Origin of the sequence: Streptomyces sp. KR55, assembly GCF_052245645.1 — a bacterium.
In the GTDB taxonomy this organism is placed as follows: Bacteria; Actinomycetota; Actinomycetes; order Streptomycetales; family Streptomycetaceae; genus Streptomyces; species Streptomyces flavusporus.
This window is the reverse complement of the sequence record NZ_JBQQCE010000131.1, coordinates 1-21,901: the sequence shown is the minus strand read 5'-3', so window position 1 is coordinate 21,901 and position 21,901 is coordinate 1. Positions and strand designations below refer to the sequence as shown.

The 21,901-nt window shown below is 69.8% G+C and carries 16 protein-coding genes, 1 tRNA gene and 2 pseudogenes; 16 read left to right on the top strand and 3 right to left on the bottom strand.

Going from position 1 to position 21,901, the window contains the following annotated elements; translation table 11 throughout:
• The first annotated feature begins 366 nt into the window (after positions 1-366).
• The 7 genes from ACTWQJ_RS20550 to ACTWQJ_RS20520 all read left to right on the top strand — a co-directional run bounded on the left by ACTWQJ_RS20550 (position 367) and on the right by ACTWQJ_RS20520 (position 7,643).
• Positions 367-1,653, top strand: a complete 1,287-nt coding sequence (locus ACTWQJ_RS20550; protein ID WP_443308078.1) for an ABC transporter substrate-binding protein — start codon at positions 367-369, stop codon at positions 1,651-1,653.
• Positions 1,654-1,667: 14 nt separating this feature from the next.
• Positions 1,668-2,624, top strand: coding sequence for a carbohydrate ABC transporter permease (locus tag ACTWQJ_RS20545; RefSeq protein ID WP_385511442.1), 957 nt, complete (start codon positions 1,668-1,670; stop codon positions 2,622-2,624).
• The gene (locus tag ACTWQJ_RS20540) at positions 2,621-3,496 is read left to right on the top strand and encodes a carbohydrate ABC transporter permease (protein WP_409473201.1); all 876 of its coding nucleotides are present in this window, start codon (positions 2,621-2,623) and stop codon (positions 3,494-3,496) included. Before ACTWQJ_RS20545 ends, ACTWQJ_RS20540 begins: the two co-directional genes overlap by 4 nt.
• 9 nt (positions 3,497-3,505) lie before the next feature.
• On the top strand, positions 3,506-4,105 hold the full coding sequence (locus ACTWQJ_RS20535) for a hypothetical protein (RefSeq protein ID WP_443308077.1): 600 nt from the start codon (positions 3,506-3,508) through the stop codon (positions 4,103-4,105).
• Positions 4,106-4,199: 94 nt separating this feature from the next.
• Positions 4,200-6,941 carry an exo-rhamnogalacturonan lyase family protein gene (locus ACTWQJ_RS20530; RefSeq protein WP_443308076.1) on the top strand — a complete coding sequence of 914 codons (2,742 nt, stop codon included), beginning with the start codon at positions 4,200-4,202 and terminating at the stop codon, positions 6,939-6,941.
• 144 nt (positions 6,942-7,085) lie between these two features.
• Positions 7,086-7,532, top strand: a complete 447-nt coding sequence (locus ACTWQJ_RS20525; RefSeq protein ID WP_443308075.1) for an SRPBCC family protein — start codon at positions 7,086-7,088, stop codon at positions 7,530-7,532.
• A gap of 39 nt (positions 7,533-7,571) precedes the next feature.
• Positions 7,572-7,643, top strand: a tRNA-Val gene (locus ACTWQJ_RS20520).
• Between the two features lie 141 nt (positions 7,644-7,784).
• On the opposite strand, the gene ACTWQJ_RS20515 is transcribed toward ACTWQJ_RS20520, so the two are convergent.
• A complete protein-coding gene (locus ACTWQJ_RS20515; protein ID WP_443308074.1) occupies positions 7,785-8,510 on the bottom strand; it encodes a 3'-5' exonuclease in 726 nt (241 codons plus the stop codon).
• A gap of 169 nt (positions 8,511-8,679) precedes the next feature.
• Between ACTWQJ_RS20515 and ACTWQJ_RS20510 the strand changes: the two genes are divergently transcribed.
• From ACTWQJ_RS20510 to ACTWQJ_RS20495, 4 genes and pseudogenes are all read left to right on the top strand, one after another.
• The gene (locus ACTWQJ_RS20510) at positions 8,680-9,246 is read left to right on the top strand and encodes a DUF4365 domain-containing protein (RefSeq protein WP_224737008.1); all 567 of its coding nucleotides are present in this window, start codon (positions 8,680-8,682) and stop codon (positions 9,244-9,246) included.
• Entirely contained in the window at positions 9,243-10,460 is a 1,218-nt protein-coding gene (locus ACTWQJ_RS20505) for a hypothetical protein (RefSeq protein WP_443308073.1), read from the top strand. Before ACTWQJ_RS20510 ends, ACTWQJ_RS20505 begins: the two co-directional genes overlap by 4 nt.
• A gap of 90 nt (positions 10,461-10,550) precedes the next feature.
• Positions 10,551-12,527: a threonine--tRNA ligase gene (gene thrS, locus ACTWQJ_RS20500; protein WP_443308072.1), complete on the top strand. Its 1,977-nt coding sequence runs from the start codon at positions 10,551-10,553 to the stop codon at positions 12,525-12,527.
• A 110-nt stretch (positions 12,528-12,637) separates the two neighbouring features.
• A pseudogene (locus tag ACTWQJ_RS20495) lies at positions 12,638-13,186 on the top strand (HIT family protein); the annotation flags it as partial.
• 122 nt (positions 13,187-13,308) lie between these two features.
• Here ACTWQJ_RS20495 and ACTWQJ_RS20490 read toward each other — a convergent pair.
• The gene (locus tag ACTWQJ_RS20490) at positions 13,309-14,970 is read right to left on the bottom strand and encodes a hypothetical protein (RefSeq protein WP_443308071.1); all 1,662 of its coding nucleotides are present in this window, start codon (positions 14,968-14,970) and stop codon (positions 13,309-13,311) included.
• 239 nt (positions 14,971-15,209) lie between these two features.
• A pseudogene (locus ACTWQJ_RS20485) lies at positions 15,210-17,408 on the bottom strand (elongation factor G-like protein EF-G2).
• Between the two features lie 225 nt (positions 17,409-17,633).
• Between ACTWQJ_RS20485 and pgsA the strand changes: the two are divergent.
• The 5 genes from pgsA to ACTWQJ_RS20460 form a co-directional block, all read left to right on the top strand.
• Complete coding sequence (gene pgsA, locus ACTWQJ_RS20480; protein WP_443308070.1) at positions 17,634-18,380, top strand: phosphatidylinositol phosphate synthase; 747 nt, start codon at positions 17,634-17,636, stop codon at positions 18,378-18,380.
• Complete coding sequence (locus ACTWQJ_RS20475; RefSeq protein ID WP_443308069.1) at positions 18,377-19,285, top strand: phosphatidylinositol mannoside acyltransferase; 909 nt, start codon at positions 18,377-18,379, stop codon at positions 19,283-19,285. Before pgsA ends, ACTWQJ_RS20475 begins: the two co-directional genes overlap by 4 nt.
• Positions 19,282-20,457 (top strand): glycosyltransferase family 4 protein, encoded by a 1,176-nt coding sequence (locus ACTWQJ_RS20470; RefSeq protein ID WP_443308068.1) that lies wholly within the window; start codon positions 19,282-19,284, stop codon positions 20,455-20,457. The genes ACTWQJ_RS20475 and ACTWQJ_RS20470 overlap by 4 nt, the downstream gene beginning before the upstream one ends.
• Before the next feature lie 85 nt (positions 20,458-20,542).
• A complete protein-coding gene (locus ACTWQJ_RS20465; RefSeq protein WP_443308067.1) occupies positions 20,543-21,085 on the top strand; it encodes a hypothetical protein in 543 nt (180 codons plus the stop codon).
• Between the two features lie 190 nt (positions 21,086-21,275).
• On the top strand, positions 21,276-21,901 hold a 626-nt coding region (locus ACTWQJ_RS20460), incomplete at its 3' end, for a pyridoxal 5'-phosphate synthase lyase subunit PdxS (protein ID WP_443308079.1).

The following is a 21,901-nucleotide window of genomic DNA, read 5'->3' as shown; positions in this document are numbered from 1 at the left end:
CTGCACCTCACCACGCCTGAGCGGGTCGACGCACCCGCTTCGTCACGGATCGGTTCACCACCCGCGCCCGCCCCGCCGCCCGCCCTGCCGACGCCCACCCCTCCGACGTCTTTCAGTCGAACGCCACACCCGTACAGCACCCCGCCCGCCGTCCGACCGGCCGACCGCGCCCGTCTCACCTGCGGCGTCACCTCGCACCTCCCGCCACCCGGCCCCCGAACCGCGCCGGATCGCGGAGCCGCTCCGCAAGAAAATCCTGTCCGAATCATTGACGCACTCCGAGGCCCCTCGTAGCTTGTGCCAGCAAGCGCTTACTTGAAACGATTCATGCAGTCGGCAATGACGCTGCGGGGAGGGGGCCCAACCATGGGAACCAGCAGGAATGTTGAGAGGCGTACGATCCTGAAGGTGGCCGGGGCCTCGGCAGCCACGCTCGGGCTGGGTGCGACGACCGCGTGCGGCGGCGACAGCGGTTCCGGAGGCGGGACGGTGACGCTCCGTTACGCGTGGTGGGGTGGCGAGCCGCGCACCATCGCCATCAAGAAGACGATCGCGCTCTTCGAGAAGAAGTACCCGAAGATCAAGATCAAGCCTGAATTCACCGATTACGAAGCGTTCTGGGAGAAGTTCCAGACCCAGGCCTCCGGCGGGAATCCCCCGGACGTCTTCCAGAATGCGGTCGGCTTTCTGCGCAAGTACGACAAGCGCGGCGTTCTGATGGACCTCAAGACGCAGGCGGACGCCGGGAATCTGAGCCTGGAGAACTTCCGCAACGGCGTTCTGGCGAACGGTCAGGTCGACGGCAAGCAGATCGGCATACCCGTCGGCGCCAACACCATGGCGCTCGTCATCGACCTCAAGGCCTTCAAGAAGGCGGGCGTGGAGGCGAAGTTCGGCTGGACCTGGGACGAGTACTTCGACGCGCTGCAGACGATCCAGGACAAGCTGAAGATCGCCGGTGACACCGGCTACTTCAGCATCATGTACCTCTACGACCTCTACCTGCGTCAGAACGGCAAGGCCTTCTTCACCGACTCCGATCTCGGCTTCACCGAGGACGATCTGACGCAGTGGTGGGAGGACGGCTACAAGCGCGTGAGGTCCGGGCTCGTCGCCGACCCGAAGAAGATCGAGCAGGTCAAGCCGAAGTCCGGTCTGTCGGCGGGGCTCGCCGCGTCCGAGTTCACCTGGGACAACTTCTCCATCCGCTACGAGGGCGAGGGCGAGTCGGACTACGGGCTCGCGCCGATCCCCACCACGGACGGCAAGGACACCGGCCAGTACCTCGGTTCGCTGATGCTGAGCGCCTTCTCCGGGACCAAGCACCCCAAGGAAGTCGCCCAGTTCATCGACTTCATGGTCCATGACCCCGAGGTCGGCAAGATCATGGGCTATGACCGCGGCATCCTCGCCACGACCGAGCAGTACGAGGCGTTCACGCCCACCGACGACAACAACAAGGGAGTCGCGGCCTACGAGGACGAGGTCGCCGAGGCCGGCGTGCTCGGGAAGATCACCCCGCACCCGTCCGGTGCCGACGTCATCGAGGCGGCGTTCCTGCGCATCGGCGGCGAGGTCGCCCAGGGCAAGACCAAGCCGTCCGACGCCGCGAAGGCGCTGTTCAGCGAGGCCAAGGCCGCGTTCGCGGGCTGAGGGGACGTACCACCATGACGCTCGTCAAGGAAGCGCCCGCGCGCCCGGCGAAGAAGCGGCCCGCCGCTCCTGCCGCCGGGCGGCGCGGGCGGCGCCGCGAGAACCTCGCCGGCTATCTCTTCATGTCGCCGTGGATCGCGGGGTTCCTGCTGCTCACGGCGGGGCCGATGATCGCGTCGCTGTACTACGCGTTCACCAGTTACAACCTGTTCACGCCGCCCCAGTGGGTGGGGCTGGACAACTTCACGACGATGTTCCAGGACCCGCGCTGGCAGAAGTCGGTCGAGGTCACGCTGAAGTACGTCGTCGTGGCCACACCGCTGAAGCTGCTGCTCGCGCTCGGTGTCGCGCTGCTGCTCGCGCAGAAGCGGCGCGGACAGGGTCTGTACCGGGCCGCGTTCTACATGCCCTCGCTCATCGGCGCCAGCGTCTCCGTCGGCTTCGTGTGGCGGGCGCTGTTCTCGGACGACGCGATCGTGGACCGTACGCAGAAGATCTTCGGGCTCGACGTGGGCGGCTGGATCGGCAACCCGGACTACGTCATCTACGCCCTGGTGGCGCTGAGCATCTGGCAGTTCGGCGCGCCGATGGTCATCTTCCTGGCCGGCCTCAAGCAGGTCCCGCAGGAGCTGTACGAGGCCGCCGAGGTGGACGGGGCCGGTCCCCTCCGGCGGTTCTGGAACATCACGCTACCGATGATCTCCCCGGTGCTGTTCTTCAACGTGCTGCTGGAGTCCATCCACGCGTTCCAGGTGTTCGGCTCCGCGTACGTCGTCTCCGACACCCGGTGCGGGCCCGCCGACGCCACGCTCGTCTACACCTGTTACCTCTACCAGAAGGGCTTCAAGGAGGCCCAGATGGGCTTCGCCTCCGCGATGGCCTGGACGCTGGTGATCGCGGTGGCGCTCGTCACGGCGGTCCTGTTCTGGTCGCAGAAGAAGTGGGTGCACTACGAGGAGGCCGCCAAGTGACCAGTGCCACCAGCCCTGCCCTGCGCACCGCGAACGAGCGGCGGCGCTTCGGATCGATCGCCTGGCACGTGGGCGCGCTCGTCGTACTCGCGGTCGTCCTGTATCCCGTGATCTGGGTGGTCGGTGCCTCGTTCAAGCCGAGCAAGGACATCATCGCCAGCCTCGACCTACTGCCCACCAAACCGGTCTGGGCGAACTTCTCCGGGCTCGCCGACGGCATCTCCGGCATCCCCATCACCAGCTTCTTCACCAACTCACTGATGTACGCGGTCCTGGCCGTGGTCGGTGTGGTGCTGTCCAGCTCGCTGACCGCGTACGCCTTCGCCAAGATCCGGTTCGCCGGGCGGAACCTGCTCTTCACGCTGATGATCGGCACGCTGCTGCTGCCGTACCACGTGCTGCTCATCCCGCAGTACGTGCTCTTCCGCAACCTCGAGCTCACCGACACCCTGGTGCCGCTCGTCGCGGGCAAGTTCCTGGCCACGGAAGCCTTCTTCGTGTTCCTGATGGTGCAGTTCATGCGCGGGCTCCCCAAGGAGCTGGACGAGGCCGCCAAGCTCGACGGCTGCGGGCATCTGCGCACCTACTGGTCGATCGTGCTGCCGCTGAGCCGGCCCGCGATCATCACCAGCGCGATCTTCACCTTCATCAACGCGTGGAACGACTTCATGGGGCCGTTGATCTATCTCAACACCCCCGAGAAGTACACCGTCTCGCTCGGCCTGATGATGTTCCGCGACCAGGAGGGCATCTCCAACTACGGCAGCATGATCGCGATGTCGCTGGTGGCGCTGGTGCCGGTCATCGCCTTCTTCATGGCCTTCCAGCGCTACCTCATCGACGGTATGGCGACCTCCGGACTGAAGGGCTGAGGCGTCACCATGGCGCAAGCACGCGTGAAGGCCCGCCCCCCGCGCAAGGAGTCCGTGTTCGGCGAGCGCTTCGCGGTCTTCGCCGAGTGCCTGCTCACCGGCGTGTGGATCGCCGTGGCCTGTCTCGGGGTCGTCACCTACCCCGCGGCCTTCGCCGTCGGCGCGCGGCATCTGCGGCGTAGTACGGGCCATGAGGGCGGCGGCTGGCGGGAGTTCGTCGTGGACTTCCGGGCGGCCGTGCGCGGCGGGTGGATCGTCGGGCTCGTCGGGTGGGCGGCGGTGGCCGCGGTCTGGGTGGACGTCCAGGCCGCGCGCGCCGGAATTCCCGGCGGGCCGTTCGTCGGGGCGGTCGGCCTGTTCGCGCTGATCGGGCTCGCCGTCGCCGGGCTGCGTGCGGCGGCGGTGTGGACACCGGGCGCCAGGTGGCGGGCGCTGCTGGCGGACGCCGGGCGCCGGACGGTTCTGGACCCGGCCGGGTCCTTCCTGCTCGTCGGCGGACTGGCGGTCGTCGCCTGTTCCGCCCTGTTCGTCGCGCCGCTGGCGGTCCCCGTCCTCGGGGCCGTCGCGGCGGCGGCGGTCGCCGTGGAGGAGCGGTACCGGCACCGCTGACCCCGGTGGTGCACCAGGTCGGCGCCCCCAGGGCGTCGCACCTCTCTCTGTCATGCCCCTGACCACCCCTGCACTCGCACGGAAAGGAAAGGCCATGTCCCCCATCCCCCGTAGGTCCCTCCTCAAGACGGCCGCCGTCGCCGGCGCCGCCGCGCAGTTCAGCTGGGCGCTCGGATCGACCGCACAGGCCGCGCCCAGATCCGCGCCCGCCGACGCGGACCCGGTCACACTGAACTGGCTGGAGGACGGCGGTCTCGGCGCCGCTCCCGGCTCCACGGTCGGCGTGCCCTGGCCGAAGGGCGCCTATCAGGAGGACCAGACCTTCGCGCTCACGGACGAGGACGGCAAGGCGGTCCCCGTGCAGTCGTGGCCGCTCGCCTACTGGCCCGACGGCTCCCTCAAGTGGACCGCACATGCGGTGAGTTCCGGCTCCGGCAAGCTCAAGCTGACGGCCGGGGAGTCCACCGCCCCCGAGAAGAAGGTCACCGTCGACAAGAGCGGCGGCACCATCGACATATCGACCGGTGTCATCACCGCGAAGATCGGCAAGTCGGGCTCCACGCTCGTCAAGTCGGTCACCCGTGGATCGACCGAGATCGCCAGGAACGGCCGGCTCGTGCTGCTGCGCCAGCCGGAGGTCGAGGACGGCGACCAGGGAACGGTGAAGTACGAACGCTTCGAGAGCGCCATCTCCGAGGTCGCCGTCGAGCAGGACGGCCCGGTCCGCGCGGTCGTCCGCATCGACGGCAAGCACCGCAAGGGCGACCGCAGTTGGCTGCCGTTCTCCATCCGCCTCTACTTCTACGCCGGCGCCGACTCCTTCCGGATGGTGCACACCATCACCTACGACGGCACCCAGGAGCCCGGCAAGGCGAGCGGCGACTTCATCCGCGGCATCGGCGTCCGCTTCAGCGTGCCGATGCGCGACGCGGCCTACGACCGGCACATCCGCATCGGCGGAGAGGGCACCGGCCTGCTGCGTGAGGCCGTCAAGGGCATCACCGGGCTGCGCCGCGACCCGGGGGCGGCGGTACGGACGGCCCAGTTCGAGGGCAGGAAGCTGCCGGACCCCTCGACGTGGGACCAGCGGGTCACCACCCGCCTCCAGTACATCCCCGAGTGGGGCGACTACACCCTCTCGCAGCTGTCCGCCGACGGCTTCGCCGTCCGCAAGCGCACCAAGAAGGGGTACGGCTGGATCCCCGCGGGCGGCGGCCGGAGGGCCAGCGGATTCGGGTACGTCGGTGGCGCGAGCGGCGGGTTCGCCTTCGGGCTGCGCGACTTCTGGGAGAAGTTCCCCGCCCAACTCGACATCCGCGACGCCCACACCGACGAGGCCGAGGTCACCCTCTGGCTCTGGTCACCCGAGGCGCAGCCCATGGACCTGCGCTTCTACCACGACGGCATGGGCCAGGACACGTACCCCGAACAGCTCGAAGGCCTCAACATCACCTACGAGGACTACGAACCGGGCTTCGGCACCCCCTACGGCATCGCCCGCACCAGCGAACTCCTTTTCTGGGCCCACGAGTCCACGCCCGGCGCCGAGCAGATGGCTCAGCAGGTGGCGGCCGTCCGCACTCCGCCGCAGCTCGCCGCCCCGCCCCAGCAGCTCATCAAGGCGGGTGTCTTCGGCAAGCTGTTCTCCGAGCCGGACCGCTCCACCGCCGCCAAGGCGAAGATCGAGGACCACCTGGACTTCCTCTTCACCTACTACAAGGACCAGGTGGAGATGCGCCGTTGGTACGGCTTCTGGGACTACGGCGACATCATGCACAGCTACGACCCCAGCCGCCACCAGTGGTGCTACGACGTAGGCGGCTACGCCTGGGACAACTCCGAGCTCTCGCCCGACCTGTGGCTCTGGTTCGCGTACATGCGCTCGGGCCGCGCCGACGTCTTCCGCTTCGCCGAGGCGATGACCCGGCACACCGGCGAGGTCGACGTCTACCACGTCGGCGAGTGGGCGGGCCTCGGCACCCGCCACGGCGTCCAGCACTACGCGGACAGCGCCAAGCAGCAGCGCATCGCCAACACCACCTACCGGCGCTACTACTACTTCCTCACCGCCGACGAGCGCGTCGGTGACCTCATGCACGCCAACGTCGACTCCGACGAGACCTTCCTCGTCCTCGACCCCATCCGCAAGATCCGCACCGAGCCGTACACCCCCGACCGCAACGCCCTGTCCATCGGCTTCGGCACCGACTGGAGCGGCCTGGTCTCCGCCTGGCTCACCGAGTGGGAGCGGCGCGGCCCCAAGTGGGAGAAGGCCAAGGCGCGGGTCCTGTCCACCATGGAGACCATCGCCGCCCAGCCCAACGGCTTCGTCCAGGGCAGCGCGCTGTACGACCTGGACACCGGCAAGTTCGCCATCGCCGACAAGCCCGTGGTCGGGGTGTCGCACCTCTCCGCGATGTTCGGCCTGGTCGAGCTGTGCGCCGAGCTGATCGACCAGATCGACATGCCGAAGTTCAAGGAGGCGTGGCTCGACTACTGCCGCTACTTCAACGCCACCAAGGCGGAGCAGAAGGCCCGTTACGGCTCCGACTTCGGGTCCCTGCTGCTCTTCCAGGGCCACTCACGCCAGGACGCCTACGCCGCCGTCCAGTCCGGCGACGACACGTTGGCCGCCCGCGCGTGGCAGCAGTTCTACAACAGCCGCGACACCTGGGACTACAAGGAGTCCACCGACTGGTCCACGAAGAAGATCGAAGGCCCGACCGCCCTGGTCCCGGGCAGCGAGGCGGCCTGGGTGTCCACCAACGCCACCGCGCTGTACGGGCTGGCGGCGATCCAGAACCTGGCACTGGTCGGCGACAAGATGCCCTCGTAGGAAACCGTGAGAAGAGCGCCGCCGCACGGGCGGCGGCGCTCGCTCTGGAGTGTGGCCCACGTCACGTGGTGCGCCATGAGTACGCGTACTCAGAAGGTACTCAGATGCGGTGGGGGAATGTCTCGCTATGGGCACACTCTGCGCATGGACTGGACCCGCTACCGCTTCCGCAGCCTGTGGCCCCTGCCCGCCCCGCCCGCCACCGTGTACGACGTGCTGGCGCGACCGGAGGGCTACCCCCGCTGGTGGCGTCAGGTGCGCGAGGTCCAGCGGGTCGACGACACCACGGGCGTGATCCGGATCCGGTCGCTCCTCCCGTACGACATGACCTTCACCGCCCGAGAAGTGCGCCGCGACCCGGCAGCCGGGGCGCTGGAGGTCGCGATGTCCGGCGACATCGAGGGCTGGGCGCGCTGGACGGTCACGCCGGCGGACGGTGGGTGTCTCGTCCGCTACGACCAGGTGGTCGACGTGACCAAGCCACTGCTCAGGCGGTTCGCCGTACCGGGTCGGCCGGTCTTCCGGGCCAACCACCGGCTGATGATGCGGGCCGGACGGCGTGGCCTGCTGGCGTACCTCGAAGCGGTTTGAACCAGACCCGCGGACACCTGTATTGTTCAGTGCGTTCCCGGGCGATTAGCTCAGTGGGAGAGCGCTTCGTTCACACCGAAGAGGTCACTGGTTCGAACCCAGTATCGCCCACGATCGCGAGAGCGACGTGTGTCCGCAGACAACGCGGACCACGTCGCTCTCTTTGTGTTCTGCGCGGCTCCGCGCGCGTAGTGGGGGCTTCGCCACCCACACCCCCGCGGCCGGCGTTGATGTCGGCCGGAACGGCAGGGTTCACGCCGCCGCCGGCAGGTCCGGGCGCAGCGGCCACGCCGGGTCCACCGCCTCCTCGCTGCCGCTGCGGGCGAACCAGGCCTGCAGGCCGCGTGCCTGTGCCGCATGCCACACCGCCTGCAGTGGATGCAGCTCGGCGGGGGTGAGGCGTTCCAGCCGTGACGGGAAACGGCGGCCTATGGCCCGTACGACCTCCAGCGCGGCCAGCGCGTCCGCGGCCGCGTCGTGCGCGCCGTCCAGGGCGACGTCGTAGTGCACACACAGATCGGTCAGGGTGCGACGGCCCTTGCGGTAGCGGTCCAGGTGCTTGTCCAGAACCCGGGGATCGAGGACGAGCAGGGGCACCGACTCGAACCAGTGGCCCAGCGACGAGGCCCGGTGCCGACGCAGCTCACGGTCGAGGAGCGTCAGGTCGAACGGTGCGTTCATCACCACCAACGGTCGCCCGGCCGCCGCCTGTTCGGCCAGCTCGGTGGCTATCTCCTGCATCACCGGTGCCGGCCAGCGGCCGTTGCGCGCCAGATGATCCTCCGTCAGCCCGTGCACCGCCGTCGCCTCGGCGGGTACGGGTACGCCCGGGTTCACCAGCCAGTGGCTCACCCGGGGCCGCGTGCCAGGGGCGTCCTGGACGACGAGGGCGGCCGACACGATCCGGTCGGTCTCGACGTCCACGCCCGTTGTCTCCGTGTCGAATGCCGCCAGAGGGCCCTCGTACCAGCACGTCATAAGTACACAACTCCTCGTTCACCCATAGCAGCTGACGCCCCGTCTTCTGCCCGTTTGGTGATACCCGGGCTGTTTGCGCCGTACGCCGGGAGGAGACAACAGAAGTACGGGTCCGCGCAGTTCAGCGGGCTCTCGCGGGGAAATCACTTTGCTTGGAAGGCTGTTGGTCATGGCGATAGCGCAGCCCGAGCGGGGCGGGCTGCTGCCCGAACGCACGGGCCCCCATCGCGGTTCACTCGCCACCACCGCCTGCATGGAGACACTGCAGGTGGGTTATCTGCACGCCGTCGCGGCCGCCGCCGGCTGCTCGCTCTCCCAGCCCTTCCCGGACAACGGCATCGACTGGCACGTCAGCCACAGCGCGCCCGGGCACACGGTCGACGACGAGGTCACCATCAAGGTGCAGCTCAAGGCCACGTACCAGATCGCACCGAACCCTCCCGGGCGTTTCTTCTCCTTCACGCTCGACAACGACCACCTGGTGAAACTCGCCCGCACTCCGGTCTCGGTGCACAAGATCCTGGTCGTGATGCTCGTCCCGCGGTCGCAGGACGAGTGGCTGCGCGCCAGCCACGACCGGCTCGACCTGAGACACTGCTGCTACTGGGTCAACCTCGCCGGGCACGCCATCACCGGCCGGCACCGGACCAACGTCCGCATACCGACCTCACGCATCTTCGACGACCGGGCGCTGTGCGAGATCATGACGCGGGTCGGGACGGGAGGCAGACCGTGACGCACCGCCCCCTCGACGAGCCGGCGAGGCCGGTCCGGCCGCATCCCCAGGCTCCGTGGAACGAGCCGCCGCCGGAGCCCGGCCAGGTCGACCCCGCCGTGCTCGGCGCGCTGCTGCACCGGCACGGCTGGCAGCGCCGGGGCGGCGCCGTCGGACGCTACGGCCGCTGGACGCCGCCGGGACCCGGCGGCAACGGCACCAGCCTGCTCGTGCCGGAGAGCCGCGCCTTCCCCGACAGCGAGGACCTGCTCGCCGAGGCGCTCGTCGCGCTCTCCCGCAGCGCGACGCCGTCGGCGCGCGAGGTGCTGGTCGGGCTCACCGTGCCCAGCGACGAGATCCGCTGGTGGCGGGACGTACCGAGCGGGCCGGCCGGAGCCGCCTCCTGGACCGTCGAGGAACAGTTGCGCACCGCCGCCCGCCAGATGCTGCTCGCCGGCGCCCTCGCCACACGCGCGCGTGCCGGCTACTACGGTGCCCGGCACAAGCGCACCGCCGCCTCGATGCTGCAGAGCGTCCTGGTCGGCGCCGCGACCGGCGGCCGCCGCCTCACCGCGTTCGTGCCCGTCGCCCCGGGGCGCCCGCTCGCCCTACGCCTCCACCAGGCGCTCTACGCCGTCCGCGAGGCCATCAACTACCAGCGGGCCACCGGGGGCATGAACGCCTTCGACGGCGCCGTCGATGCCGGTGTCAGCCGCGAGCTCACCGAGGCCCTCATCGCCCTCGTCCGCGGGACGGAGGGCGCCCGGGTCGCCGTCGAGTGGGCGCCGGGCGCCGGAGTCCCCGAGGGCGCCGCCACCCCCGACGAGGCGGTCGAGTTCTCGCCGGGCGACCTGCCCGTACTGCGCGAGGCCGGGGCCCGCTATCTGCGCGAGGAGCCGTCCGTGCCGGTGCGGATCACCGGCGAGGTGATCCGGATGCGCAGGTCGGAGCGGCGCGGCGAGGGCACCGTACGGCTGCGGGTGCTCGCCGGGGCAGAGATCCCGCACGTCCGGCTGACGCTGGACGAGGAGGACTACCGGATCGCAGGTCAGGCCCACCTCGTCGGACTGCCGGTACGGGTGCACGGGCGGCTGGAGAGCAGGGGCGGCTTCCGCCGGCTGACCGGCGCCTGTGGCGTCGTACCCGTGCAGGTGGACGAGGCGGAGCGGGACCGGCTGATGAAGTCGCTGCAGGAGAATCTCGACTTCTTCGAGGAGGCGTGCAGCGGGGACTGATTTCGCCTGGGGCGGTCCGGGGTCGGTACGATCCCTTATTGCGCGCGCTCTCGGTATGGCGCCGCATCCACCTTCAGTCAGGAGAGACCGGTGTCAGACGTCCGTGTGATCATCCAACGCGATTCCGAGCGGGAAGAGCGCACGGTGACGACGGGCACTACGGCCGCCGAGCTCTTCGCCGGCGAGCGCTCGATCATCGCCGCGCGCGTGGGCGGCGAGCTCAAGGACCTCGCGTACTCGGTGGCCGAGGGTGACGAGGTCGAGCCGGTGGAGATCTCCTCCGAGGACGGCCTGAACATCCTGCGCCACTCCACCGCGCACGTCATGGCGCAGGCCGTGCAGGAGCTCTTCCCCGAGGCCAAGCTGGGCATCGGCCCGCCGGTCAAGGACGGTTTCTACTACGACTTCGACGTCGAGAAGCCGTTCACGCCCGAGGATCTCAAGGCCATCGAGAAGAAGATGCAGGAGATCCAGAAGCGCGGCCAGCGTTTCTCGCGTCGGGTTGTCACCGATGAGGCCGCGCGCGAGGAGCTGGCGAACGAGCCGTACAAGCTGGAACTGATCGGCCTCAAGGGGTCCGCATCCGCCGAGGACGGCGCGGACGTCGAGGTCGGCGCCGGCGAGCTGACGATCTACGACAACCTGGACGCCAAGACCGGCGAGCTGTGCTGGAAGGACCTCTGCCGCGGTCCCCACCTGCCCTCCACCCGCCTCATCCCGGCGTTCAAGCTGATGCGCAACGCGGCCGCCTACTGGCGCGGCAGCGAGAAGAACCCGATGCTCCAGCGCATCTACGGCACCGCCTGGCCGTCGAAGGACGAGCTGAAGGCGTACCTGGAGTTCCTCGCCGAGGCCGAGAAGCGCGATCACCGCAAGCTCGGCTCCGAGCTCGACCTGTTCTCCATCCCGGAGCAGATCGGCTCCGGCCTCGCCGTCTTCCACCCCAAGGGCGGCATCATCCGCCGCGTGATGGAGGACTACTCGCGGCGCCGCCACGAGGAAGAGGGCTACGAGTTCGTCTACACCCCGCACGCCACCAAGGGGAAGCTCTTCGAGACCTCGGGCCACCTGGACTGGTACGCCGAGGGCATGTACCCGCCCATGCAGCTCGACGAGGGCGTGGACTACTACCTCAAGCCCATGAACTGCCCGATGCACAACCTGATCTTCGACGCACGCGGCCGTTCCTACCGCGAACTGCCGTTGCGCCTCTTCGAGTTCGGGACCGTGTACCGGTACGAGAAGTCGGGCGTCGTGCACGGCCTGACCCGCGCCCGCGGCTTCACCCAGGACGACGCGCACATCTACTGCACGCGTGAGCAGATGTCCGAGGAACTGGACAAGACGCTCACCTTCGTCCTCGGCCTGCTGCGCGACTACGGCCTGACCGACTTCTACCTGGAGCTGTCCACCAAGGACCCGGAGAAGTTCGTCGGCTCCGACGAGGCCTGGGAGGAGGCGACGGAGACCCTCCGCCAGGTCGCCGAGAAGCAGGGCCTGCCGCTGGTCCCGGACCCGGGCGGTGCCGCCTTCTACGGCCCGAAGATCTCCGTCCAGACCAAGGACGCCATCGGCCGCACCTGGCAGATGTCGACCATCCAGCTCGACTTCAACCTGCCCGAGCGCTTCGACCTGGAGTACACGGCCGCGGACGGCTCCAAGCAGCGCCCGGTCATGATCCACCGCGCGCTGTTCGGCTCCATCGAGCGGTTCTTCGCGGTGCTCCTGGAGCACTACGCGGGCGCCTTCCCGGCCTGGCTCGCCCCCGTCCAGGCGATCGGCATCCCGATCGGCGACGCGCATGTCGAGTACCTGGAGAAGTTCGCCACGGCCGCACGGAAGAAGGGCCTGCGGGTCGAGGTGGACTCCTCCTCCGACCGGATGCAGAAGAAGATCCGCAACGCCCAGAAGCAGAAGGTGCCGTTCATGGTCATCGCGGGTGACGAGGACATGGCCAACAACGCCGTCTCCTTCCGCTACCGCGACGGCTCGCAGGAGAACGGCATCCCGTTCGACGAGGCCATCGCGAAGATCGGCAAGGTCGTCGAGGAGCGGGTGCAGGTCTGACGCGCCCGACGTGTACCTGAGGAAGGCCCTCGAGAGGCTGCTCGGCCTCCCGAGGGCCTTCGCCGTCTTCCGCGAGCCCCCGGCGACACGCCGCGAACGGGCGAAGCCATATGCTGCAGTGCATGACGAGTGAGCCGGAGCAGCAGATCGGAGTGGGGACGCAGGACGCGTTCCAGCGCCTGTGGACGCCCCACCGGATGGCGTACATCCAGGGCGAGAACAAGCCCACCGGTCCGGGGGCCGAGGACGGCTGCCCCTTCTGCTCCATCCCGGCCAAGTCCGACGAGGACGGGCTGATCGTCCGGCGCGGTGAGCAGGTGTACGCCGTGCTGAACCTGTACCCGTACAACGGCGGCCACCTCATGGTCGTGCCCTATCGGCATGTCGCCGACTACACGGACCTCACCGGGCCCGAGACCGTTGAGCTGGCCGCGCTGACGAAGCAGGCGATGACGGCGTTGCGGACCGCGTCCGGGGCGCACGGCTTCAACATCGGGATGAATCAGGGGACCGTGGCCGGGGCCGGGATCGCCGCGCATCTCCACCAGCACATCGTGCCGCGCTGGGGTGGGGACACCAACTTCATGCCGGTGGTGGGGCATACGCGGGTGCTGCCGCAGTTGCTGGCCGATACGCGCAAGATGCTGGCGGAGGCCTGGCGTAGGCCGCGGGCAGTCGTGCCGCCTGGGGCGGCACGGGTGGGCGCGGGCGGCACCCCGGCAACGCCGGGCCGCGCGACCCACCCCCGCTCAGCTACAGCACCGGTCGCCTGAAAGCCAGGTCACGCGTCGTAAAGGTCTGCCTTCTTCGGTGTCGGGTCCTGGATTGCCGTGCTGAGGAACGCCGAGCGGGTGCCGAACTTCTCCGTGTCGACGCCGTTCTCCTCGAGGACCCGGATCGCCGCCGAGTGCACCACCCGCAGCACCGGTGTGGCTGCCCGCAGCGCGTCGTCGGCCATGAAGCGGTGGCGCCAGGGCTTGTCGGCCCAGGCGTGCCGCAGGCCGAACGGCTCCGGCAGGGCGAGGGTGCCGCCGAGCCAGTTCAGCAGCGGGGGATACCAGGTCAGAGGTGCCCGAGCCGCCAGCCGTACCACCTCGTCGGTGTCGACCAGCGGAAGCTTCACCGTCCGCGTCTCCCACCGCTTGAGCGACTTCTGCACCGACTTCTCCTTGGCCGCCGGCTTGGAGGTGAACAGGCCGTGCACGGGCCCCAGCGCGTGCCCGGTGACCTCGATGCGCAGCGTCTCGTACAGCACGGTCACCGTGATCAGCATGGTGATCACCAGCTGCCCGTCCCACAGCGTCCACTGCACGCCCAGGTAGTGCCGGTCACCGCTGCCGAACTGCTGCTTGTTGCAGATGTCCTGTATGGCGTGCGACTTGACCTGGTAGGCGTCCACGTCGGTGCCCTCCGGCCGGGACACCTCCTTCGCGTTCTCACCGATCGGCGTCACGACCCAGTGCCGTATCGACGGCTTCGGGAAACCGCCCGTGTTCAGCGGACCGCGCTCCATCATGCGCAGCTGGTCGTGGATCGACCGTATGACGTCCCAGCTGCGGAAGGGATGGATCTCCCGGTCGGGATCGGCCGGTGTCAGATCCTCGGCGAGCTGCCAGCTGCCCCAGCGCGTGCCCATGCCGAGTATGCCCTTGGGCCCGGCGTAGAAGACGGAGTTGGACTGCTGCTCGGCGCTGAGCCGGGCCAGGGACTGACGCAACTGTTCGGCCGCGGTCTCCCCGGGGCTGCTCGGCACCGCCTCGGGCACCTTCGCGCCGACGCTGCTGCCCGAGAGCAGGCTGTCCCAGCGTTCCCGCAGGTCCTTCGCCGTGCGCTCGCAGATCTGCCGGGCCCAGAACCAGCCGATCACCGGCAGCACGACCGACGCGCGCGCGTACCAGGCCCAGAATCCCGTGAAGGGCATCTGGATCAGGAAGATCACGGCGAGCGCGCCCACCGCGACGAGCAGCGTGGTCGCGAGCGTCGAGGCCCGCTTGTCCTCGCGCTTGGCGATGGTGGAGCGGATCGTGAACACCATCAGCCACACCAGGAGGCCGGGCAGGAAGAGCAGCCCGCACAGCACCATGACGACCGTGAGCAGGTTGTCGCGCTGCCGGCGGATGCGGTTCGCGGCGAGACAGTGCTCGACGACCACCTGGGGTTCGGTGCCGAAGGACTGGATCAGCGGCTTGCGGTCGGAGCCGAGCATCCGGTCCACCACCGCGCGGGAGAACGCCTCACCGAGATTGGGCCGGAAGATCTTCGCCCACTTCTGGCCCGGTTTCACGGTCGATTCGTGCCACTCGTTGTTGGCCTTGAGTATCTCCTCGACCTCGTTGTCCCGGTACGCCGCAGAGGCCAGCGCGAACGTCGCCGTCTGCCCCTCGTCGCCCGTGCGCGGTACCTGCGGCCCGAAGATGTCCGCGTAACCGCTGTCAACGGTCATTCCCGCCCCCGATCGCCGCCACTGTCGCTCCTGCGGCCTTCCCGACTTCCGTGCTCTGCACACCTGTTGATCAGGTCATCAGCGTATCCGCAGGTACGGACATTCGGCGGCGGACGGCCGAAGCCGCCCGCCGGCGCACGGAGCAGCGCACCGTGCAGTCCGTTCGGAGGTTGCAGCGCAAGCCACTTGCGCGCGCCCCCGTACCAACTACGCGCCGCCTCCCATCTGTTCCGCGCTTCCTAGGACGCCTCCTGCTCCTGTTTCCGTACCCGCTCGGCGACTTGAGCCGGCATGGGTTCGTGCCGGGCGTATCGCCGGTTGAAGCGCGCGGTGCCGTGCGACAGCGAGCGCAGATCGACCGCGTACCGCCCGATCTCGATCTCCGGCACCTCGGCCCGGACGAGGGTGCGCCCACCGGCCGTCTGCTCCGTGCCCAGCACACGGCCGCGCCGCCCGGACAGGTCGCTCATCACGGCGCCCACGTACTCGTCGCCGACCAGGACGCTCACCTCGGCCACCGGCTCCAGGAGATGGATCTTCGCGTCGGCCGCGGCCTCCCGCAGTGCGAGCGCGCCCGCCGTCTGGAAGGCGGCGTCGGAGGAGTCCACGGAGTGCGCCTTGCCGTCGAGCAGCGTGACCCGGACGTCGACGAGCGGATTGCCCGCGGCGACCCCCTTGGCGGCCTGGGCGCGTACGCCCTTCTCGACGGACGGGATGAACTGGCGCGGCACCGCGCCCCCGACGACCTTGTCCACGAACTCGATGCCCGAGCCGCCCGGCAGCGGCTCCACCTCGATCTCGCAGATGGCGTACTGCCCGTGCCCGCCGGACTGCTTGACATGCCGCCCGCGCCCGGCCGACCTGGTCGCGAACGTCTACCGTAGGGAGACCTTGTGCGGTACGACGTCGACCTGGACGCCGTACCGGCTGCGCAGCCGCTCCAGCGCGACGTCCGCGTGCGCCTCGCCCAGGCACCACAGCACCACCTGATGGGTGTCCTGGTTCTGTTCGAGCCGCATCGTCGGGTCCTCGGCGACCAGCCGGGCGAGCCCCTGCGAGAGCCTGTCCTCGTCCGGCTTGCTGTGCGCCTGGATGGCGAGCGGCAGCAGCGGATACGGCATGTCCCAGGGCTCCATGAGGAGCGGGTCGTCCTTGGCGGACAGGGTGTCGCCGGTCTCGGCGCGGCTCAGTTTCGCCACGCACGCGAGGTCGCCCGCGACGCAGTGCGACACCGGGCGCTGCTGTTTGCCGAACGGCGTGGACACGGCGCCGATGCGTTCGTCGACGTCGTGGTCCTCGTGGCCCCGGTCGGTGAGTCCGTGCCCGGAGACGTGCACGGTCTCGTCCGGCCTCAGCGTTCCGGAGAAGACCCGCACGAGAGAGACACGGCCGACGTACGGGTCGGACGAGGTCCGCACGACCTCCGCGACCAGCGGACCGTCCGGATCGCAGGGCTTCAGCTCACGTGGCTTGCCGTCCACCGTGGTGACGCCGGGCGTCGGGTGCTCCAGCGGGGTCGGGAACCCCCGCGTGATCAGCTCCAGCAGCTCGACCGTGCCGAGCCCCTGCCGGGCGCCCTCGGCCGCGGGAGCGGCGGCCAGGACGGGGAAGAACGTCCCGCGCGCGACGGCCCGTTCCAGGTCCTCCACGAGTGTCCTGACGTCGATCTGCTCACCGCCGAGATACCGGTCCATGAGGGTCTCGTCCTCGCTCTCGGAGATGATCCCCTCGATCAGCCGGTTGCGTGCCTCCTCGATCAGCGGCAGCTGGTCCTCGCCCGGATCGGGCTCCTTGCGCTCCCCGGACGCGTATTCGAAGAGCTTCTGCGACAGCAGCCCGATTAGGCCGGTCACGGGCGCGTGCTCGTCCGGCCCCTGCGGGCCGTGCAGCGGCAGATACAGCGGCAGTACCGCGTCGGGGTCGTCCCCGCCGAAGGCCTCCGCGCAGATCCGCGTCATCTCCTCGAAGTCCGCCCGCGCGGCTTCCAGGTGCGTGACGACGATGGCCCGCGGCATGCCGACGGCCGCGCACTCCTCCCACACCATGCGGGTCGAGCCGTCCACGCCGTCCGACGCCGAGACGACGAAAAGGGCCGCGTCCGCCGCTCGCAGACCGGCCCGCAGTTCTCCGACGAAGTCGGCGTATCCGGGGGTGTCGAGAAGGTTGACCTTGATGCCGTCCCATTCGACCGGCACCAGGGAGAGCTGTACCGAGCGCTGCTGCCGGTGCTCGATCTCGTCGTAGTCGGAAACGGTGCCGCCGTCCTCCACGCGGCCAGCCCGGTTCACCGCTCCCGCGGTCAGCGCGAGAGCCTCCACCAGAGTCGTCTTGCCCGATCCGGAGTGGCCGACCAGCACCACATTCCGTACGGACGCGGGATGGTCGGCCGCCACTGCCCTGCCGGCGGCTCCGGGGTGTGCATTCGCCTTGTCGCCCATGGCCTTGCCTCCCGTGCACGGTGAGGTCACTGTGGGCGCGGACACGCGGGACCCGTGCGGGGCGGCTCCGGCGACGCCCGCGGTTCTTCGAGCTTTCCACTCTCGTCACGGTGCGTCCATACGGAGGACCGGAAGGCGTCGCCCGCCGGCGGTTGCGTCCCGTCCGCCGGATCCCCTCACCGGGTGCGGGTGCCCGGCCGTCGCCCACGCGCGCGCGTGGCTACGATGGGCCAGCCGGTGGCCAGCAGGGGCCGCGCGGCGACACCGACCCTCGGGAAGGCCATGCTGAACAAGTACGCGCGTGCATTCTTCACGCGTGTCCTCACACCGTTCGCCGCGTTTCTCATCCGCCGGGGCGTGAGCCCGGACACGGTCACGCTGATCGGCACGGCCGGTGTGATGGCAGGCGCGCTGGTCTTCTACCCACAGGGCGAGTTCTTCTGGGGCACGGTCGTGATCACGCTGTTCGTGTTCTCGGACCTCGTCGACGGCAACATGGCCCGCCAGCTGGGCCGCAGCAGCCGTTGGGGAGCCTTCCTGGACTCCACCCTGGACCGGGTCGCCGACGGCGCGATCTTCGGCGGCTTCGCCCTCTGGTACGCGGGCGGCGGCGACGACCTCGCGCTGTGCGCGGTGTCGATCTTCTGCCTGGCCAGCGGGCAGGTGGTGTCGTACACCAAGGCCCGTGGCGAGTCGATCGGCCTGCCGGTCGCGGTCAACGGTCTCGTGGAGCGCGCCGAGCGGCTGGTGATCTCCCTGGTCGCCGCCGGACTCGCGGGTATGCACAAGTTCGGCGTGCCCGGCATCGACGTACTGCTGCCCATCGCCCTGTGGATCGTTGCCGTCGGCAGCCTGGTCACCCTGATCCAGCGGGTCGTCACGGTCCGCCGGGAGTCCGCGGAGGCGGAGGCAGCGGCGACCGGGCAGGAAAGCACGGAGAATGCCTCTCAGGGGAGGGAGGCGGCGAAATGAGCGCTCAGGAGCGGCTGACGGACGCGCTGTACGGCCTCGGCTGGGGCACGGTCAAGAAGCTCCCCGAGCCGGTCGCGGTACGGCTCGGCAACACCGTGGCCGACCTGGCCTGGAAGCAGCGCGGCAAGGGCGTACGGCGGCTGGAGAGCAACTACGCGCGCGTGGTGCCCGACGCGACCCCTGAGAGCCTTGCCGAGCTCTCCCGCGCGGGCATGCGCTCGTACCTGCGGTACTGGATGGAGTCCTTCCGGCTCCCGGCCTGGAGCGCCGAGCGCGTCAAGAGCGGCTTCGACCCGAAGGACGTCCACTATCTGACCGACGGCCTCGCCGCAGGCAACGGCGTCATACTCGCCCTGCCGCACCTGGCCAACTGGGACCTCGCGGGCGCCTGGGTCACCACGAAGCTGGAAACCCCCTTCACCACGGTCGCCGAACGCCTCAAGCCGGAGACCCTGTACGACCGTTTCGTCGCCTACCGCGAGGGCCTCGGCATGGAGGTCCTGCCGCACAGCGGCGGCACCGCGTTCGGCACCCTGGCCCGGCGGCTGCGCGACGGCGGCCTGGTCTGCCTGGTCGCCGACCGCGACCTGTCCGCCTCCGGCGTCGAGGTGAAGTTCTTCGGCGACACGGCCCGCATGCCGGCCGGACCGGCCCTGCTGGCCCAGCAGACGGGCGCGCTGCTGCTGCCGGTGACGCTCTGGTACGACGACTCGCCCGTCATGCAGGGCCGCGTGCATCCCCCGATCGAAGTACCCGAGACAGGTAGCCGGGCCGAGAAGACGTCTGTGATGACACAGGCGCTGGCAGACGCCTTCGCCTCGGGGATCGCCGACCATCCGGAGGACTGGCACATGCTGCAGCGCTTGTGGCTCGAAGACCTCGACCCTGCAAAGGGGCCGTCGTGAGGATCGGCATCGTCTGCCCGTACTCCTGGGACGTGCCGGGCGGCGTCCAGTTCCACATCCGCGATCTCGCCGAGTACTTCATCCGCCTCGGGCACAAGGTGTCCGTCCTCGCCCCCGCCGACGACGACACCCCGCTCCCGCCCTACGTCGTCTCGGCCGGCCGTGCGGTCCCGGTGCCGTACAACGGCTCGGTGGCCCGACTGAACTTCGGCTTCCTGTCGGCGGCCCGGGTACGACGCTGGCTGCACGACGGCGCGTTCGACGTGATCCACATCCATGAACCCGCGTCGCCGTCCCTGGGCCTGCTGACCTGCTGGGCGGCACAGGGCCCGATCGTCGCCACGTTCCACACCTCCAACCCCCGCTCGCGCGCGATGATCGCCGCGTACTCGATCCTCCAGGCGGCGCTGGAGAAGATCAGCGCGCGGATCGCGGTCAGCGAGTACGCCCGCCGCACGCTGGTGGAGCACCTGGGCGGGGACGCGGTCGTCATCCCCAACGGCGTCGACGTCGACTTCTTCGCCGAGGCCGAGCCGAACCCCGACTGGCAGTCGGAAGGGGAGGGCGGCACGATCGGCTTCATAGGGCGCATCGACGAGCCCCGCAAGGGCCTGCCGGTCCTGATGCGGGCGCTGCCCAGGATCCTCGCCGAGCGCCCGCAGACCCGGCTGCTGGTCGCGGGCCGCGGGGACGAGGAGGAGGCGGTGGCATCGCTGCCTTCGGAGCTCCGCTCGCGTGTCGAGTTCCTCGGCATGGTGAGCGACGCGGACAAGGCCCGCTTCCTGCGCAGCATCGACCTGTACGTGGCTCCCAACACCGGCGGCGAGAGCTTCGGGATCATCCTGGTCGAGGCGATGTCGGCGGGCGCGCCGGTCCTGGCGTCCGACCTGGACGCCTTCGCGCAGGTCCTCGACCAGGGCGCGGCGGGGGAGCTGTTCGCCAACGAGGACGCGGACGCGCTCGCCGCGGCGGCGGTGCGGCTGCTCGGTGACCCGGCACGCCGCGCCGAACTGCGCAAGCGCGGCAGCGCCCACGTCCGCCGGTTCGACTGGTCGACGGTCGGCGCGGACATCCTGTCGGTCTACGAGACGGTCACGGACGGCGCCGCGGCGGTGGCGGCCGACGAACGCACCACAGGCTTGCGGGCACGGCTGGGGTTGGCACGGGACTGACTGCGGAAAAACCGGCCTGGCCGGCGTCTGAGGCCTGCAAATGCGCCGGCTCACCCGGCGGAGCGCCCCGGTAGCCTTGCCGCCCGTGACCGCAACCCTCATCTGGATCCTCGTCGCCCTCATCGCGATCGGCCTCTACCTGAGCTGGACGGCGGGCCGGCTCGACCGGCTGCACGCCCGTATCGACGCGGCCCGTGCCGCGCTCGACGCGCAGCTGCTGCGCCGCGCCTCGGTGGCACAGGAACTGGCCACGTCCGGCGTGCTGGACCCGGCGGCGTCGATCGTGCTCTACGAGGCGGCGCACGCGGCACGGCAGGCCGAGGAGGACCAGCGGGAGGTCGCCGAGAGCGAGCTGAGCCAGGCCCTGCGGGCCGTGTTCGCGGACCCGCAGCAGGTCGAGGCGGTCCGTGCGGCGCCCGGCGGTGAGGCAGCGGCCCGCGAGCTCACGGAAGCGGTCCGCCGGGTGCCGATGGCCCGCCGCTTCCACAACGACGCCGTACGCGCGGCCCGCGCCCTGCGCCGCCACCGCAAGGTCCGCCTGTTCCGCCTCGCGGGCCACGCCCCGTTCCCCATGGCCTTCGAGATGGACGACGAGCCGCCGACGGCCCTGGCGGACCGGGCCGGCTAGCCCGCCGTACCGGAAAACGATCCACCGCCTCCTCATTGGCCCTTGCTGTGGCCTGCATCCGTCACGTTTGCTCGGTCCAGCAAGAAACCCTCTTTCCATCGAGTGAGGTCAACCCGTGTCCACCACGCTCCCCAACTCCGCCCAGCCCGACGAGAACACTGCGACCGGCACCGCCCGCGTGAAGCGCGGCATGGCCGAGCAGCTCAAGGGCGGCGTCATCATGGACGTCGTCACGCCGGAGCAGGCGAAGATCGCCGAGGACGCGGGCGCCGTCGCCGTCATGGCCCTGGAGCGCGTGCCCGCCGACATCCGCAAGGACGGCGGCGTGGCCCGTATGTCCGACCCGGACATGATCGAGGGCATCATCAATGCCGTCTCGATCCCCGTCATGGCCAAGTCCCGTATCGGCCACTTCGTCGAGGCCCAGGTCCTGCAGTCCCTCGGCGTGGACTACATCGACGAGTCCGAGGTCCTCACCCCGGCCGACGAAGTCAACCACTCCGACAAGTGGGCCTTCACCACCCCCTTCGTCTGCGGCGCCACGAACCTCGGTGAGGCCCTGCGCCGCATCGCCGAGGGCGCGGCCATGATCCGCTCCAAGGGCGAGGCCGGTACCGGCAACGTCGTCGAGGCCGTGCGCCACCTGCGCCAGATCAAGAACGAGATCGCCCGCCTGCGCGGCTACGACAACCACGAGCTGTACGCCGCCGCCAAGGAGCTGCGCGCCCCGTACGAGCTGGTCAAGGAGGTCGCCGAGCTCGGCAAGCTCCCGGTCGTGCTGTTCTCCGCCGGTGGTGTCGCCACCCCCGCCGACGC